13 protein-coding genes, 7 tRNA genes and 1 pseudogene are annotated in these 16,573 nt (G+C 52.6%); 5 read left to right on the top strand and 16 right to left on the bottom strand.

Annotation, left to right across the window (positions count from 1 at the left end):
- Window positions 1-22 precede the first annotated feature (22 nt).
- The gene (ubiF, locus tag PW844_RS18245) at window positions 23-1,195 is read left to right on the top strand and encodes a 3-demethoxyubiquinol 3-hydroxylase (protein ID WP_299454832.1); all 1,173 of its coding nucleotides are present in this window, start codon (window positions 23-25) and stop codon (window positions 1,193-1,195) included.
- 125 nt (window positions 1,196-1,320) lie between these two features.
- Here the strand turns inward: ubiF and PW844_RS18240 are convergent.
- The 12 genes and pseudogenes from PW844_RS18240 to nagB all read right to left on the bottom strand — a co-directional run bounded on the left by PW844_RS18240 (window position 1,321) and on the right by nagB (window position 8,220).
- Window positions 1,321-1,395, bottom strand: a tRNA-Gln gene (locus PW844_RS18240).
- Between the two features lie 29 nt (window positions 1,396-1,424).
- A tRNA-Gln gene (locus PW844_RS18235) sits at window positions 1,425-1,499 on the bottom strand.
- Window positions 1,500-1,505: 6 nt separating this feature from the next.
- Window positions 1,506-1,582, bottom strand: a tRNA-Met gene (locus PW844_RS18230).
- Between the two features lie 31 nt (window positions 1,583-1,613).
- Window positions 1,614-1,688 (bottom strand) — tRNA-Gln (locus PW844_RS18225).
- Between the two features lie 34 nt (window positions 1,689-1,722).
- A tRNA-Gln gene (locus PW844_RS18220) sits at window positions 1,723-1,797 on the bottom strand.
- 21 nt (window positions 1,798-1,818) lie between these two features.
- A tRNA-Leu gene (locus PW844_RS18215) sits at window positions 1,819-1,903 on the bottom strand.
- 8 nt (window positions 1,904-1,911) lie between these two features.
- A tRNA-Met gene (locus PW844_RS18210) sits at window positions 1,912-1,988 on the bottom strand.
- 217 nt (window positions 1,989-2,205) lie between these two features.
- Window positions 2,206-3,873 (bottom strand): asparagine synthase B, encoded by a 1,668-nt coding sequence (gene asnB / locus PW844_RS18205; RefSeq protein WP_084873459.1) that lies wholly within the window; start codon window positions 3,871-3,873, stop codon window positions 2,206-2,208.
- A gap of 316 nt (window positions 3,874-4,189) precedes the next feature.
- Window positions 4,190-4,942 (bottom strand): HAD-IIA family hydrolase, encoded by a 753-nt coding sequence (locus PW844_RS18200; RefSeq protein WP_084873462.1) that lies wholly within the window; start codon window positions 4,940-4,942, stop codon window positions 4,190-4,192.
- 39 nt (window positions 4,943-4,981) lie between these two features.
- Window positions 4,982-6,202 (bottom strand): N-acetylglucosamine repressor, encoded by a 1,221-nt coding sequence (locus PW844_RS18195; protein ID WP_084873464.1) that lies wholly within the window; start codon window positions 6,200-6,202, stop codon window positions 4,982-4,984.
- Window positions 6,203-6,209: 7 nt separating this feature from the next.
- On the bottom strand, window positions 6,210-7,358 hold the full coding sequence (nagA, locus tag PW844_RS18190) for an N-acetylglucosamine-6-phosphate deacetylase (RefSeq protein WP_299454821.1): 1,149 nt from the start codon (window positions 7,356-7,358) through the stop codon (window positions 6,210-6,212).
- 60 nt (window positions 7,359-7,418) lie between these two features.
- Window positions 7,419-8,220: pseudogene (gene nagB, locus PW844_RS18185) on the bottom strand (glucosamine-6-phosphate deaminase).
- Window positions 8,221-8,554: 334 nt separating this feature from the next.
- Here nagB and nagE point away from each other — a divergent pair.
- The 3 genes from nagE to PW844_RS18170 all read left to right on the top strand — a co-directional run bounded on the left by nagE (window position 8,555) and on the right by PW844_RS18170 (window position 13,045).
- Window positions 8,555-10,594 (top strand): N-acetylglucosamine-specific PTS transporter subunit IIBC, encoded by a 2,040-nt coding sequence (gene nagE / locus PW844_RS18180; RefSeq protein WP_299454818.1) that lies wholly within the window; start codon window positions 8,555-8,557, stop codon window positions 10,592-10,594.
- Window positions 10,595-10,745: 151 nt separating this feature from the next.
- On the top strand, window positions 10,746-12,413 hold the full coding sequence (glnS, locus tag PW844_RS18175) for a glutamine--tRNA ligase (protein ID WP_299454815.1): 1,668 nt from the start codon (window positions 10,746-10,748) through the stop codon (window positions 12,411-12,413).
- Window positions 12,414-12,649: 236 nt separating this feature from the next.
- Window positions 12,650-13,045: a hypothetical protein gene (locus tag PW844_RS18170; protein WP_299454812.1), complete on the top strand. Its 396-nt coding sequence runs from the start codon at window positions 12,650-12,652 to the stop codon at window positions 13,043-13,045.
- Between the two features lie 58 nt (window positions 13,046-13,103).
- Here the strand turns inward: PW844_RS18170 and fur are convergent, their stop codons facing one another.
- The 4 genes from fur to ybfF all read right to left on the bottom strand — a co-directional run bounded on the left by fur (window position 13,104) and on the right by ybfF (window position 15,766).
- On the bottom strand, window positions 13,104-13,550 hold the full coding sequence (fur, locus tag PW844_RS18165) for a ferric iron uptake transcriptional regulator (protein ID WP_013508277.1): 447 nt from the start codon (window positions 13,548-13,550) through the stop codon (window positions 13,104-13,106).
- A gap of 354 nt (window positions 13,551-13,904) precedes the next feature.
- The gene (gene fldA, locus PW844_RS18160) at window positions 13,905-14,435 is read right to left on the bottom strand and encodes a flavodoxin FldA (RefSeq protein ID WP_084873479.1); all 531 of its coding nucleotides are present in this window, start codon (window positions 14,433-14,435) and stop codon (window positions 13,905-13,907) included.
- Window positions 14,436-14,557: 122 nt separating this feature from the next.
- The gene (gene ybfE, locus PW844_RS18155) at window positions 14,558-14,833 is read right to left on the bottom strand and encodes a LexA regulated protein (protein ID WP_013508279.1); all 276 of its coding nucleotides are present in this window, start codon (window positions 14,831-14,833) and stop codon (window positions 14,558-14,560) included.
- Window positions 14,834-15,001: 168 nt separating this feature from the next.
- Complete coding sequence (ybfF, locus tag PW844_RS18150; RefSeq protein ID WP_299454804.1) at window positions 15,002-15,766, bottom strand: esterase; 765 nt, start codon at window positions 15,764-15,766, stop codon at window positions 15,002-15,004.
- Between the two features lie 247 nt (window positions 15,767-16,013).
- Here ybfF and seqA point away from each other — a divergent pair, with 247 nt between their 5' ends.
- Window positions 16,014-16,556: a replication initiation negative regulator SeqA gene (seqA, locus tag PW844_RS18145; protein ID WP_299454802.1), complete on the top strand. Its 543-nt coding sequence runs from the start codon at window positions 16,014-16,016 to the stop codon at window positions 16,554-16,556.
- The last annotated feature ends 17 nt before the right edge of the window (window positions 16,557-16,573 follow it).

Below are 16,573 nucleotides of genomic sequence, written 5' to 3'. Positions count from 1 at the left end.
GTAAGAAGAGGGAGAACAGGCAATGCAGGATTCACATTTTGATGTGGTGGTGATTGGTGGCGGTATGGTCGGCGCGGCGCTGGCCTGCGGCCTGGCGCAGCAAAAGTTTCGGGTGGCGGTTGTCGAACGTGCCGAACCTGCGCCTTTTGATGCGGCGCATGCACCCGATGTGCGTGTTTCAGCCATCGGCGCGTCCTCGGTAGCGTTGCTCAGGCAGCTGAATGTCTGGCCACGTGTGCAGGCGATGCGCTGTACACCTTACCGCAAGCTTGAAACCTGGGAGTGGCAAACCGCGCACGTCACCTTTGATGCGGCCTCACTTGGGCTGCCCGAGCTGGGTTATATGGTGGAAAATAGCGTGTTGCAACGCGCGTTGTGGGAAAAAATGCAGGAAGATGGGGTGACGTTGTGCTCCCCAGCCACGCTGGAAAATCTGTTGCCACACAGTGGTGGCTGGCATGTCCAGCTGGATAACGGCACCACGCTGGATGCCCGGCTGGTAGTGGGGGCCGATGGTGCCAATTCGCGCGTACGTCAGCTGGCGGGCATTGGCGTGCATGGCTGGAACTACGCGCAATCCTGCATGCTGATCAGTGTGGAATGCGAGCATGAAGCGGGAGACGCCACCTGGCAGCAGTTCACGCCAGAGGGGCCGCGCGCATTTCTGCCGTTGTTTGACCGTCATGCCTCGCTGGTGTGGTATGACGCTCCCTCACGCATTCGTCAGTTGCAGAGCATGCCGTTGCCCCAGCTGGAGAAAGAAATTCATGCTCACTTCCCGGCGCGTGTCGGACGGTTTCAGGTAACAGCGGCCGCATCGTTTCCGCTGGTGCGTCGTCACGCCACGCGCTATGTCACCGCCGGATTGGCGCTGGTGGGGGATGCGGCACATACTATCAATCCGCTGGCCGGGCAGGGCGTCAATCTCGGTTACCGTGATGTCGAAGCGTTGCTGGATACACTGCTAGAGGCGCGGAGTCAGGCAGCACTGTGGTCATCTCTGGCGGTGTTGCAGCGTTATCATCGCCAGCGCCGTAAAGACAATTTGCTGATGCAGGGTGGGATGGACCTGTTCTACTTCGCCTTCAGCAATAAATTACCGCCACTGCGTTTTGCTCGTAATCTGGGGCTGATCGCAGCGGAGCATGCGGGGGTACTGAAGCGTCAGGTGCTGCGTTACGCGTTGGGCCTGTAATCCTGGTCGGCATTAATGCCGACACTACGCTGAATGTAGGGAGCGTATTTATGCGCTCCTGGCTGACGAAATAAGCAAACACAGAAAACAACAAAGCCCGCAAAAGCGGGCTTTGTTGTGCAATTTGGCTGGGGTGCAGGGATTCGAACCCCGGAATGCCGGAATCAGAATCCGGTGCCTTACCGCTTGGCGACACCCCAATAGGTGTTAATTCAAATTGTCTTTTGTATGGCTGGGGTGCAGGGATTCGAACCCCGGAATGGTGGAATCAGAATCCACTGCCTTACCGCTTGGCGACACCCCAATAATATGGTGGCTACGACGGGAATCGAACCTGTGACCCCAGCATTATGAGTGCTGTGCTCTAACCAGCTGAGCTACGTAGCCAAATTGTACTGCTTCACATCACATCCGACGATGGCTGGGATACCTGGATTCGAACCAGGGAATGCCGGTATCAAAAACCGGTGCCTTACCGCTTGGCGATATCCCAATATTCGACTCGTATCCACGAGAGTGCATCGGATTGGCTGGGGTACCTGGATTCGAACCAGGGAATGCCGGTATCAAAAACCGGTGCCTTACCGCTTGGCGATACCCCATCCGGCTGCCGAAGACTGAAATGGTGCGGGAGGCGAGACTTGAACTCGCACACCTTGCGGCGCCAGAACCTAAATCTGGTGCGTCTACCAATTTCGCCACTCCCGCAAAAAAGATGGTGGCTACGACGGGAATCGAACCTGTGACCCCAGCATTATGAGTGCTGTGCTCTAACCAGCTGAGCTACGTAGCCATCTTTTTTTCGCGTTACCTTCATCGGCGTTGCGGGGCGCATTATGCGTATTGAGCTTTGTAGCGTCAACAAATTTTTTACCGATTTTTGCCTTAACGCGCCTGTTTGTCTGGCTTATAACCAGGCTGATGATTTATTCGGCAATTTTCGATCGCTTACAACGCAATTACAAAAAAAAGGGGCCTTTTCAGACCCCTTTTGCACCAGGTCAAAAACCTTATTTATAGGCTGACTGATGCACACCTACCGCACGACCTGATGGATCGTCCATTGATTTGAACGCTTCATCCCATTCAATCGCTTTCGCGGAAGAACAGGCCACTGACGGGCCACCCGGTACGCATTCGGCCGCGCTTGGCAGCGGGAACAGCTCCTCAAAAATCTCGCGATACAAATACGCTTCTTTCGAGTTCGGCGTGTTGTACGGGAAGCGGAAGTGCGCCGTCGCCAGTTGCTGCTCGCTAACCTGTTTTGCCGCCACTTCTTTCAGCGTATCGATCCAGCTGTAACCCACGCCGTCAGAGAACTGCTCTTTCTGACGCCAGGCGACGCTTTCCGGCAGATAAGAGGAGAAGCATTCACGCAGGATGTGTTTTTCCATCTTGCCGTTGCTGCCACACATTTTATCTTCCGGGTTGATACGCATGGCGACATCAAGGAATTTCTTGTCGAGGAACGGCACACGCGCTTCCACACCCCAGGCAGACATCGCTTTGTTGGCACGAGCACAGTCATACATATGCAGGGCCAGCAGTTTACGCACGTTTTCTTCGTGGAACTCTTTGGCGTTCGGCGCTTTATGGAAGTACAGATAGCCACCAAACACTTCATCAGCACCTTCACCAGACAGCACCATCTTGATGCCCATCGCTTTGATTTTACGCGACATCAGATACATCGGCGTTGAAGCACGGATGGTGGTCACATCATAGGTTTCGATGTGGTAAATCACATCGCGGATGGCATCCAGACCTTCCTGCACGGTGAAGTGAATTTCGTGGTGCACAGTACCGAGATGATCAGCAACAGATTTGGCGGCTTTCAGATCCGGCGATCCTTCCAGACCTACGGCAAACGAGTGCAGCTGCGGCCACCAGGCGTCGCTTTTGTCATGATCTTCAACACGTTTTGCTGCAAAGCGTTTGGTCACAGCAGAAATGATGGAGGAATCAAGGCCGCCAGACAGCAGCACGCCATAAGGCACATCTGACATCAGGTGGCTTTTTACGGATTCTTCCAGCGCGGCTTTCAGGCCAGCGGCATCAGTCTCGTTGTGCTCAACGCTTTTGTAGTCCATCCAGTCACGCTGCCAGTAACGACGGATTTCGCCATCGGTGCTGGAGAGGTAACTTCCCGGCGGGAATTCTTTGATGGAACGGCACACCGGCACCAGCGCTTTCATTTCTGAAGCAACATAAAGGTTGCCGTGTTCATCGTTGCCCATATACAACGGGATGATGCCGATATGGTCGCGGCCAATCAGATATTGCTGCTTCACGCTGTCCCACAGAATGAAGGCGAACATGCCTTCAAGATCGTCAAGGAAATCAACGCCTTTTTCCTGATACAGCGCAAGGATCACTTCACAGTCAGAGCCGGTCTGGAACTGGTAGCGGTCGCTCAGCTCTGCGCGCAGTGCCTGATGGTTGTAGATTTCACCGTTAACGGCCAGTACGTGGGTATGGTCGGCGTTGTACAGCGGCTGTGCACCGTTGTTAACGTCAACAATCGACAGGCGCTCATGCGCCAGAATGGCTTTGTCATCGGCGTAAACGCCTGACCAGTCCGGGCCGCGATGGCGCATCAGACGGGAACATTCCAGCGCTTTCTTGCGCAATTCAATTGGATCGCTTTTCAGATCCAGCACACCAAAAATCGAACACATAACTGACTCCTGATCTCACCCTGTGGGGATGTTATTTCACCGTTTGTCCGGCAGCATTGCTGCGTGATGTATAAGAAAATGCGCTATTTGATGGTGGTAATGCAAGCAAATTAACGATTGGCTGATAAAAAGAATGTTGCTATGGCAATAAAATTGAATTTCATCTAATGAAATAGTGTTTTTATTAGATGTTATCTAATGGTTTGGTGTTTTTGCTGGTTTTGTGAGCGTAAGGAGGAGGCTGATTCAGGGAGAAAAGAGAGACCCGACGGCGATGATGGGCCAGCCGGGTCATAAGTGAAGGTGATGGTGAAAATCAGAATAAATCGATATCCGCGACGGAAGGGTAGATCCAGTCCGGACGGAACGGCATGGCATCAATATCGCTGAGCGTCGAGACCCCTGATAACACCAGCACGGTTTCCAGACCCGCCTGGAAACCGGCGAGAATATCGGTACGCAGGTTATCGCCGACAATCACCGTTTCTTCGGAGTGAGCCTGCATCTTGTTCAGCGCGGCACGCATGATGTAGGGGCTGGGTTTACCCACATAAAACGGTTTGCGACCGGAGATTTTTTCGATACCGGCACAGAGCGCGCCACAGGCCGGGACAAAATTGCGCGCGTGGGTATCCGGGTTGGTCGCGATAAAGCGCGCACCGTTGGCGACAAAAAACGCCGCCTTATGCATCATGTCCCAGTTGAAGGAACGGGTTTCTCCAACGATAACAAAATCAGGATTGATATCAGTGATGGTGAAACCGGCTTTATAGAGCTCATGAATCAGCGCGCCTTCACCAATCACATAGGCTTTCTTGCCTTCCTGACGGCGCAGGAAGTCGGCGGTGGCCATCGCCGAGGTGTAAAAAACCGAATCCGGCACTTCGATACCGGAGGAGGCGAAACGGTTAGCCAGATCTTTCGCCGTTTGCGATGGGTAGTTAGTCAGCACCACCAGCGGCATCTTTTTTTCAAGGATGCGCTGCAGGAATTCCTGGGCGCCGGGAACGGCGGTGTTGTCGTGCATCAACACGCCGTCGATGTCACAAATTACGCTTTTAATTGTCATAGATTGCATCCGGTCTGGCCTGCTCCAGGCAGGCGTCGGTTACTCTTCCAGCAGATGTTGCAGCAGAATGCCATTCAGCATAGCGCGTTTTGCCAGCGCAAAAGCGCCAATGGCCGAGCGATGATCGAGTTCTGAGCGTACCACAGGCAAATTTTTACGAAACGCATTCAGTGCCTGGGTGTTGATGCAGCCCTCAATTGCCGGAAACAATACCTTGTCTGCGTCGGTGATTTCACCCGCCAGCACCACTTTTTGCGGATTAAACAGGTTAATAGCGATGGCTATCGCTTTACCGAGATAGCGGCCAACGTATTCAATCACCTCACACGCCAGCGCATCGCCCTGATTGGCGGCCCGGCAGATTTGCGGCATCTGGCAGTCATTAAGGGTCAGCGAACTGGGATAGCCCTGATTGAGCAGATGGCGTACCCGGTTTTCAATCGCGCCATTGGCGGCGATGGTCTCGAGGCAACCGAAGTTACCGCAGTGGCAGCGCTCACCGAGTGGATCCACCTGGATATGACCGATTTCACCCACATTGCCATTGCTGCCGAGAAAAATGTGGCCGTTGGCGATAATGCCCGCACCAGTGCCGCGATGCAGGCGCACCAGAATGGAGTCTGCACAGTCGCGACTTGCACCGAAGTAGTGCTCAGCGAGGGCCAGACTGCGGATATCATGGCCGACGAAACTGGTGACGTTGAAGCGTTTTTGCAGGCTGGAAACCAGCGGCCAGTGGCTGACGGCAATATGCGGCATATAGCGAATAATGCCGTTAATCGGATCCACCAGGCCGGGCAAAATCACTGCAATGGCTATCAACTCATGAATTTTGCGCTGATGCGCCGCCATAAAGGCGCTAATGGCGTTAAATAGCGCATTCTCCAGCGTTTCCTGAGTACGTTCCGGCAGCGGATAATCTTCCTGCGCCAGTGATTTACCACTGAGATCAAATAATGTCAGCGTGGCATCGTTACGTCCGAGGCGCACGCCGATAGTATGAAAATGACGGGTTTCGGTAATGATGGAGATGGCGCGGCGTCCGCCAGTGGACGCTTGCTGGTCCACCTCTTTTATCAGGCCGCGCTCAATCAACTGGCGGGTAATTTTTGTGACACTGGCTGGCGCAAGCTGGCTGACTTCGGCGATTTGAATGCGCGAAATAGGCCCCTGTTGATCAATCAACCGGTAAACGGCTGCGCTGTTGAGTTGTTTGACAAGATCGACATTTCCTATTTGAGTCTGGCCGCCAGTGGTCATTCAATGCTTACTCGCTGAGGACGTTGTCTCCATTGACGAACGTCTTAATGATTTGATAATCGCGGGTAAAGACAGTCAGGTTGGCGACTTTTCCGGCTTCGACCGTACCCAACTGTTTCTCCACACCCATCGCCTTTGCCGGATAAAGTGTTGCCATGCGCAGTGCCTCATCCAGCGCAATGCCACAATGTTCCACGCAGTTCCGTACCGTTTCAATCATGGTGATCGCGGAACCACTTAAGGTGCCGTTTTCATCAACGCAAAGGCCATTGCGATAGTATATTGTTTTGCCTGCAAAAATAAATTTATCAATCGATGCACCTGCCGGGGCAGTGGCATCAGTGACCAGCACCAACTTGTCACCTTTGATACGTTTCGCATTGCGCACATTAGCGTAGTGGACATGTAAACCATCTGCAATGATGCCGCAGTATACATCAGGCGAATCAAACAGCGCACCGATCAGGCCGGGTTCGCGACCAGCGAAAGTGGGCATCGCATTGTAAAGATGCGTCGCAAAACTGACGCCTGCGGCGAAACCGGTTTTGGCTTCTTCATAGGTGGCGTTGGAGTGGCCAGCGGAAACGATAATGCCCGCGTCACGTAATTTGCGGATCACAGCGCTGCCGGCATTTTCCGGGGCCAGCGTCACTTTAGTAATCACATCGGCGTTGGCGCAAAGAAAATCCACCAGTTCAGGATCCGGCAGACGAATCAGTTGCGGATTGTGCGTGCCTTTCTTCACTTTATTTAGCCACGGACCTTCCAGGTGCAGGCCGAGCGCCTGATGCTGATGTTTTTCCTTGTAGGCGCGCATGGTGGCAATGGCGCGCTTCATCAATTCATCCGTGCTGGTGATAAGCGTTGGCAGGTAGCTGGTGCAGCCCGATTTCTCATTGGCGCGCTGCATGATTTCCAGCGTTTCAACGGTCAGTGCATCGATATCATCGTTAAATTGCACGCCGCCGCAGCCGTTGAGCTGCAAATCAATAAAACCGGGAGCGATAAACGCACCAGCAACATCCTGTTGTGGCAGGGTGGCATCCAGCGCATCGCGTGGACAGACACGTTCAATCAGGCCATCGGCAATCACTACCGCATGGTTGTCCAGAATTTCATGACCAGTAAAAATCCGGCCGTTTACTAATGCGTACATCGTTTCTCTCTCCCGGCTATACCCACTGCGTGATAGCAGCAGGTTTTTTACAACGTGCTCTTACACACCTTTCATATTTTCCGCTTCCATTTCGCGGAAATATTTCACGGTTTTCACTTTCAGTTCCATGGTGGCGGGTTCGTCACAGACCACCACGGATTTTGCATGTAGCTGCAGGCAACTGATGGTCCACATATGGTTAACGTTGCCTTCTACGGCGGCCTGCAATGCCTGCGCTTTGACATGACCGGTGACCAGAATCATCACTTCTTCCGCATCCAGCAGCGTACCCACGCCAACAGTCAGAGCGTATTTTGGCACCTGATCCACGTCACCGTTAAAGAAACGGGAATTGGCGAGGCGGGTTTCGTGTGTCAACGTTTTGATACGGGTACGGGATGCGAGCGAGGAGGCTGGTTCGTTAAAAGCAATATGACCATCATTGCCCACCCCTCCCATAAACAGATGGATTTTGCCCAAGGCGCGGATCTTCTCTTCGTACTGACGACATTCTGCGTCAATATCTTCCGCATTGCCATTCAGAAGATTGATATTTTCCGGTTGAATATCAATGTGATCGAAAAAGTTACGATACATAAAACTATGGTAACTTTCCGGGTGTTCTTTTGGCAGACCAACGTATTCATCCATGTTGAAGGTGACAACATGTTTGAAGCTAACCTGGCCCGCTTTATGCATCTCGATCAGGTGCTTGTAAGCTTCCAGCGGTGTACCACCGGTTGGAAGACCTAGCACAAAGGGACGATCTGCGGCCAGGATTAAACGCGTTAATGCGGTTAACGATATGGCGCGCGGCCCATTTACCCACCTGGGTAGGTGTGGCTAAAGGGATCAGTCTCATGTCTTCACCTCAGTTAAAGATTGGAAAAGTGGAGTCGCCGTTCTCTCTACAGATTGTTCTTAAGCGTAATCCGTTTAGGCTCAACCATGCAGGGAAAAGTGCGTCTTGATATTTTTTATCATAAAATAAGTTTGGGGTGCTGGCTAGTCGTACGGGTATTAAAACGTCATTTTTGGTGATAAAAATCACAGATATCGTGGTTTTAATTTGCGAGGCGAATTAATTTATCTTTACACTGCGCCACGTGGTCAGTCGTGTCATCAAGGTACCGGATGCCGGGATAATAAAATCAACCCGCACCGGGAAAACGCCAGTCTCAAAGGGGGAGAATAAGGTGAGTGTTCTAGGATATCTGCAAAAGGTCGGCCGAGCGCTTATGGTGCCGGTAGCGACCCTGCCGGCAGCGGCAATTTTAATGGGGGTAGGGTATTGGATCGATCCGGACAGCTGGGGGGCGGGTAACGCTCTGGCTGCGCTGTTGATCAAATCCGGTGCCGCTATCATTGAACATATGTCCGTGCTGTTTGCCATCGGTGTGGCTTATGGCATGTCCAAAGATAAAGATGGTGCTGCGGCACTGACTGGATTCGTGGGTTTCCTTGTGGTCACCACGCTGTGTTCGCCAGCTGCTGTCGCGATGATTCAAAAAATACCCGTCGATCAGGTGCCTGCTGCATTCGGCAAAATCGAAAACCAGTTTGTCGGTATTCTGGTGGGGATTATCTCGGCGGAAGTGTACAACCGCTTCAGCCATGTCGAGCTACCCAAGGCGCTGTCGTTCTTTAGCGGCCGCCGTCTGGTGCCGATCCTTGTCTCCTTCCTGATGATCCTCGTTGCTTTCATCCTGATGTATATCTGGCCATTGGTGTTTAATGGTCTGGTGAGCTTTGGTGAAGAGATTCAGAAGCTGGGGTCCGTCGGCGCAGGTGTCTATGCCTTCTTTAACCGTCTGCTGATTCCGGTTGGCCTGCATCACGCGCTGAACTCGGTGTTCTGGTTCGATGTTGCCGGTATCAACGATATTCCGAAATTCCTTGGTGGCGCGCAGTCCATCGCCAATGGTACCGGTATCCCGGGTATCACTGGTCGTTACCAGGCAGGCTTCTTCCCGATCATGATGTTTGGTCTGCCGGGAGCAGCGCTGGCGATTTATCACTGCGCTCGTCCGGAAAACCGCGCCAAAGTCGGTGGTATCATGCTGGCAGCCGCCTTTGCTGCTTTCTTCACCGGTATCACCGAACCGCTGGAATTCTCCTTTATGTTCGTGGCACCGGTGCTGTATGTCATCCATGCGCTGTTGACCGGTCTCTCGGTGTTTATCGCGGCCAGTATGCACTGGATTGCGGGTTTCGGCTTCAGTGCCGGTCTGGTGGATATGGTGCTATCAACACGTAACCCGCTGGCGGTGCATTGGTGGATGCTGATCCCGCAAGGGCTGGTGTTCTTCGCGATCTACTACGTGGTGTTCCGTTTCACCATCCAGAAATTTAACCTGATGACACCGGGTCGTGAACTGTCTGCTGATGATGAAACTGACGGCTATGACGTCAACGTTGATCACAGCGGCAACGGTGAAAGCCAGACCGAATCCCTTGCCCGCCGCTATATCGGTGCGGTAGGTGGTTCTGACAATCTGACCAATATCGATGCCTGTATCACCCGTCTGCGTCTGAACGTGAAAGATTCCTCGCAGGTTAATGACAGCGTGGCGAAACGTCTTGGCGCTTCTGGCGTGATTCGTCTGAACAAACAAAGCGTGCAGATCATCGTCGGTACTCAGGCTGAAAGCATTGCCACGGCAATGAAAACGGTGCTGACCAAAGGCCCGGTGGCAGCGGCAGCGACTGCCTCCGTTGTTGCGGCGCAGCCTGCGACGGCTGTACAACCTCAGGCGGTGCTGAACAGCGAAAAACGCGTGGTTGCCACGCTGCTGGCTCCGGTCAGTGGTGAGGTGGTGGCACTGGATGCGGTGCCGGACGAAGCCTTCGCCAGCAAAGCGGTCGGCGATGGTCTGGCGATCAAACCCACCGGTAAAACCGTGGTGGCACCGATTGCCGGTACTATCGTGAAAATCTTCAACACCAACCATGCATTCTGCCTCGAAACTGACAATGGCGTCGAGATTGTGGTACACATGGGCCTCGATACCGTTGCGCTGGAAGGCAAAGGCTTCACGCGGCTGGTGGAAGAGGGGGCGACCGTTGCAGCGGGACAGCCGGTGCTGGAGATGGATCTGGATTTCCTCAACGCCCATGCGCGTTCGATGATAAGTCCGGTCGTGGTCAGCAATAGCGATGATTTCGCAGGCCTCAATCTGCTGGCGAGTGGTGCCGTCGTGGCAGGTGAAACCCGTTTGTACGAGGTTAAAGGCTAAGTCCTTGTGATGAACCCGGAAGGCAGGAAGCGATTCCTGCCTTTTTTGTTTTAAAACGGCCAACAAACGGTTGTTTCCCTCCTGCGCTTTGTGGATCATACTCCGTTACTTCGTAGTACAAATCACCCGTATTGTATTTGAGGATTTTGAGATGAGTGAGGCTGAAGCCCGCCCAACGAACTTTATTCGTCAGATTATCGACGAAGATTTGGCGAGCGGTAAGCACAACAGCGTGCATACCCGTTTCCCGCCTGAGCCCAATGGTTACCTGCATATTGGCCATGCGAAATCGATCTGTCTGAACTTTGGTATCGCACAAGATTACCAGGGGCAGTGCAATCTGCGCTTCGACGACACCAACCCGGTGAAAGAAGATATGGAATTCGTTGAATCCATCAAGCGCGACGTGCAATGGCTGGGCTTTGAATGGAGCGGAGACGTTTGTTACTCCTCAGACTATTTCGACCAGCTGTACAGCTACGCAGTGGAACTGATCAACAAAGGCCTCGCCTATGTTGATGAGCTGACACCAGAAGAAATCCGTGAATACCGTGGCACCCTGACTGCGCCGGGCAAAAACAGCCCGTACCGTGATCGTACCCCGGCTGAAAACCTCGCGCTGTTTGAAAAAATGCGCGATGGCGGTTTCGAGGAAGGTAAAGCCTGTCTGCGTGCCAAAATCGATATGGCATCCAACTTTATCGTGATGCGCGATCCGGTGCTGTACCGTATTAAGTTTGCTGAACATCATCAGACCGGCAAAAAATGGTGCATCTATCCGATGTACGATTTCACCCACTGCATTTCCGATGCTCTGGAAGGTATCACCCATTCGCTTTGCACCCTGGAATTCCAGGATAACCGTCGTCTGTATGACTGGGTGCTGGACAACATCTCCATTCCGGTGCATCCGCGTCAGTATGAATTCTCGCGCCTGAATCTGGAATATGCCGTGATGTCGAAGCGCAAGCTGACGCAGCTGGTGAGCGAGAAGATCGTCGAAGGCTGGGATGATCCGCGTATGCTGACCGTTTCCGGTCTGCGCCGCCGTGGTTACAGCGCCGCCTCTATTCGTGAGTTCTGCCGCCGCATTGGCGTGACCAAGCAGGACAACATCGTGGAAATGGCATCGCTGGAGTCATGCATTCGTGACGATCTCAACGAGAACGCACCGCGTGCGATGGCGGTCCTCGATCCGCTGAAAGTGGTGATTGAGAATCTGCCTGCGGGTCATGAAGAAATTATCACCATGCCAAACCATCCCAACAAACCGGAGATGGGTACGCGTGATGTGCCGTTCAGCCGCGAAGTGTGGATCGATCGTGCGGATTTCCGTGAAGAAGCCAATAAACAGTACAAACGTCTGGTGCTGGGCAAAGAAGTCCGTCTGCGTAATGCTTACGTGATCCGTGCAGAGCGCGTGGCGAAAGATGAAGAAGGCAATATCACCTGCATCTACTGTAGCTGTGACGTTGATACCCTGAGCAAAGATCCGGCTGATGGCCGCAAGGTGAAGGGTGTGATCCACTGGGTTTCAGCGATCCACGCGTTACCTGCGGAATTCCGTCTCTACGATCGCCTGTTCAGCGTGCCAAATCCGGGAGCGGCTGAGGACTTTCTCACCACCATTAACCCGAATTCGCTGGAAATCAAACAGGGTTTTGTCGAGCCTGGACTGCGTGACGCCGATGCGCTGGCGCCGTATCAGTTTGAACGTGAAGGTTATTTCTGCGCGGACAGCGTTTACTCACAGCCCTCTAAGCTGGTGTTTAACCGCACTGTCGGTTTACGTGATACCTGGGCGAAAATCGGCGATTAATCCTTTTTGTCGTTATCACCATATCATCACGAAAGGGCGAGCAATCGCCCTTTTTTATTGGCTGTAATTTCGGGCTGGCAACCTTTTATGCTGTGGGGTGTGAAATGCGTTTGTTACCGGGATTTGCAACTAATCTGACTTTAGTAAAATTAATCCATTTGCGAGTGTGAAAAACTGTATTTCAGGTAGGCTATGCGCTCCCAGACGTTGCTTCGCGGGTTGTAAAAGGAAAAAAAATGACGAGTCTCGCTCAGGAAGCCAAACACAGCGTAGTGGTTTTACATCAGCTTATCGAACGTATTTTTAATCAGTCAGAGGGTACTGACGACAGCATTGAGTTGTTTCTCTCGCATTTTCACCCGGATTTCAAAATGGTGACCCCGCAGGGTAAACAGCTGGATTTAAATGCGATGGAGGTGTTGTTCCGCCAGCTACGTGGTCAGCGGGAAGGGATGCGCATCGCGACCAGCGAACACGCTATCATTTCACAGCAAAGCCAGGAAGTGACTATTCAATATCGTGAGTTGCAGATGATGAACGGCAACAACCAGAGTCGTATTTCTCTGGCGGTGCTGGATTGCACCACCTCCATTCCGCGCTGGCGTTACCTGCAGGAAACGCTGGTTCTGTAATCTCAGGAATAAAAAAACCGGTGCCTGGCACCGGTTTTTTCATACTGCATAGCACATTTTATTGCTTATCGTGGAGCGTCTCGTCTTCGCGGCAGTCTCCCAGCGCACAGTGGCCGTACAGGTACAGGCTGTGGTTGGTGAGTTTGATACCGTGACGTGTTGCGATTTCACGTTGACGCGTCTCAATAGACTCATCACTGAACTCGATCACTTTGCCACAATCCAGGCAGATCAAGTGGTCATGATGATGCTGTTGCGTCAGTTCAAAGACGGATTTGCCACCTTCAAAGTTATGACGAGTCACGATACCCGCGTCATCAAACTGGTTAAGAACGCGATATACCGTTGCCAGACCAATCTCTTCGCCCATGTCGATCAGGCGTTTGTACAAATCTTCCGCACTGACGTGATGGCACTCGGGTTCCTGAAGCACTTCCAGAATTTTCAGTCTGGGTAGAGTGACTTTCAGGCCAGCCTTCTTCAATGCGGAGTTGTTGTCAGTCATGCGGATATTGTCCTGTTACTTTGCTAGTCACTTGCGGCGCAGGGCCTTGAATGTCGATCACGCGCATTCTCATTTGCGTCTCATTATAGAACTCAAGCAGTGAAATGAAAACCAAGGGCATGTCCTGAAATCACCAATGGCTGTAGGGATAAATGTCGCTAACGCCGGCGGGGATCGTACAGGTCTTTGTTTCCATTTCACTCAGCCTCATTCTGATGCCAGAGGAATAAGCGGATGACCGTTACGGGTATTCTACAGATTTGCAGGTAAAAGTTAAAAAAACGTGGCTATTATTTTTATAGGAATTTCCGATTCTCAATGTGAGCCAGCGCCCACATTGAGTAGGAAAGGGGGTCAGGCTTCGATAATGTCTTTCAGCTGCAGCTCATCGAAAATCTGTTTCACCCACTTATCAACACGTTCGTTGGTCAGTTCCGGCTGACGATCTTCATCGATAGCCAGACCAAGGAAGTGTTTGTCATCGGCCAGACCTTTGGACGCTTCGAAGTGGTAACCCTCGGTCGGCCAGTGACCGACAATCACCGCACCATTTGGCTCGATAATGTCACGGATGGTGCCCATCGCATCACAGAAGTATTCTGCATAATCTTCCTGGTCGCCACAGCCGAACAGCGCAACCAGTTTGCCATTGAAGTCGATCTCTTCCAGCGTCGGGAAGAAATCATCCCAGTCACACTGTGCTTCGCCGTAGTACCAGGTCGGAATGCCCAGCAACAGAATATCGAATGCTTCGAGATCTTCTTTAGTGCTCTTGGCAATGTCATGCACTTCGGCCACGTCTTTACCCAGTTGTTTCTGGATCATTTTTGCAATGTTTTCAGTGTTGCCGGTATCGCTGCCGAAGAAAATGCCTACGATTGCCATGGGTTAAGTGACCTCTTAAATCCTGATATTGAATATGTAATGACAGCGAATGATAGCAGACCGGGCAAAGTGGCGGAACTTGTAAAGCCGTGACTTTTGTTCCTGCGTGCGGTCTGCACCTGTTACGACAGTTTGAGCTGCGCCAGCAGCATTTGTTCAATCAATTCGCTGCGGCTGATGTTTTGTTGCTCAGCCAGGGTGTTGAGTGCATCAACGGCCTCGCTGCTCATTTTCAGCTCAACACGACGCAATCCTCGCACTTTATCGCGTTTCAGCTGATTGCGTTTGTTAATCCGCAACTGTTCGTCACGCGTCAGCGGACTGGTTTTGGGGCGACCGGGACGCCGCTCATCAGCGAAGAGATCGAGCGTGGTACGGTCAGTCTGTTCTTTTGCCATGATTTGTAAAACTGAGTGGGCGCGAACGGCGGAAAGGCGCTGCGCGATTTATACATTATCGGCCCGGCCACGGTGAAAAAATCATCCGTGGCAAATTTTTAGCGCGACATCATACTCCAGCGCCCCTGACTACGCCAACCTTAAACGGTTCGCGGCAAGCTTTTGCTTTTACAGTACAAAAAATCGGCGCACTGCGCGCAAAACGGCTTCAGGTTTTTCGGCATGGACCCAGTGCCCGGCACCGCTGATGACATGCGCATGTGCCTGGGGGAACTGGCGCAACAACGCATCACGGTGCTGATTATCCAGATAGGGTGAATCACCGCCGCGGATAAACAGCGCCGGATGTGGCCATGCAGGTACCTCTTCCCAGCCGGAGATAGTGGTGTAGTTATCCCACAACACCGGCACATTGAAGCGCCATTCACCGTCCTGGAACGATTTCAGAATGAACTGAATCACGCCTTCTTCATCCAGCAGTGTGCGCATCACCTCAGCGGCTTCGCTGCGGCGCGTCACACCTGCTGCGCTTACGGCACGGATAGCGGCGAAAATTTCATCATGGCGACGCGTCTGATAATCGACCGGGGCGATATCGATCATCACCAGTTTTTCAATGCGGTGCGGTGCGATGGCGCTTAACGCCATGGCGATTTTACCGCCCATCGAATGACCAACAACGCTGACACGATCGATGCCCTGGGCATCCAGCGTTTCGACAATATCCTGCGCCATCGCCGGATAGTTCATTATTTCGCTGCGGCCGGAGAGGCCGTGATTACGCACATCAACCTGCAGGGTAGGGCAGGCATCGCGCAGGCCACGCGCCAGTACACCGAGGTTATCCAGGCTGCCAAACAGGCCATGAATTAACAGAATAGGGGTAGCTTCAGGGGCAGATTGTTCAGTTTGCAGACGGGCATTCAAAATCATGGCAAAGTTCTTACGGTTGTGAGCTTCGCTTAGGTTATCATGGATCCACCTGTCCAGGAGCCAGCCAGGTGGGTATTAGGGCATTATCTGACTTTTGCCCTGAAACGATGCCAGCGCTATCGGCAGCCTGGGATTTAACTTTATAATCCTCATGTTAGAACCCGCTCACATTTTGCACGGCAGGATTTTGCTAAGGCCTTTGCAGAAATGCGTGGTTCTGTCATTTGCCAGAATCGTACGGAAAAAGATGAAAACGATTGAAGTTGACGAAGAACTCTACCGTTATATTGCCAGCCACACCCAGCACATTGGCGAAAGCGCCTCCGAAATTTTGCGCCGCATGCTGAAGTTCACTGCCGGTCAGAGTGCCCCTGCAACCCCTGTTGTGGCTCAGGCTGTAGCAAAAGAATCGCAACCAGTGCGCAGCGAACCGCGCCCGCAGGATCGCGTTCGCGCGGTACGTGAACTGCTACTCTCCGATGAGTATGCGGAGCAAAAAAAGGCGGTTAACCGCTTCATGCTGGTCTTGTCAACGCTCTATCGTCTTGATCCCGCAGCCTTTGCTGAGGCCACTGCGTCACTGCAGGGGCGTACCCGTGTTTATTTCGCGGGTGACGAGCATACGCTGTTGCAAAATGGCACCCATACTAAGCCGAAGCACGTGCCCGGCACGCCGTATTGGGTGATCACTAATACCAATACTGGTCGCAAATGCAGCATGGTGGAGCACATCATGTTAGCCATGCAGTTCCCACCGGAACTGACAGAGAAAGTTTGCGGCACCATTTAAACTGAAGCGTCAGGGAG

The organism is Pantoea sp., assembly GCF_028283705.1.
Classification (GTDB): domain Bacteria; phylum Pseudomonadota; class Gammaproteobacteria; order Enterobacterales; family Enterobacteriaceae; genus Pantoea.
This window is presented reverse-complemented; position numbering and strand designations above follow the sequence as displayed.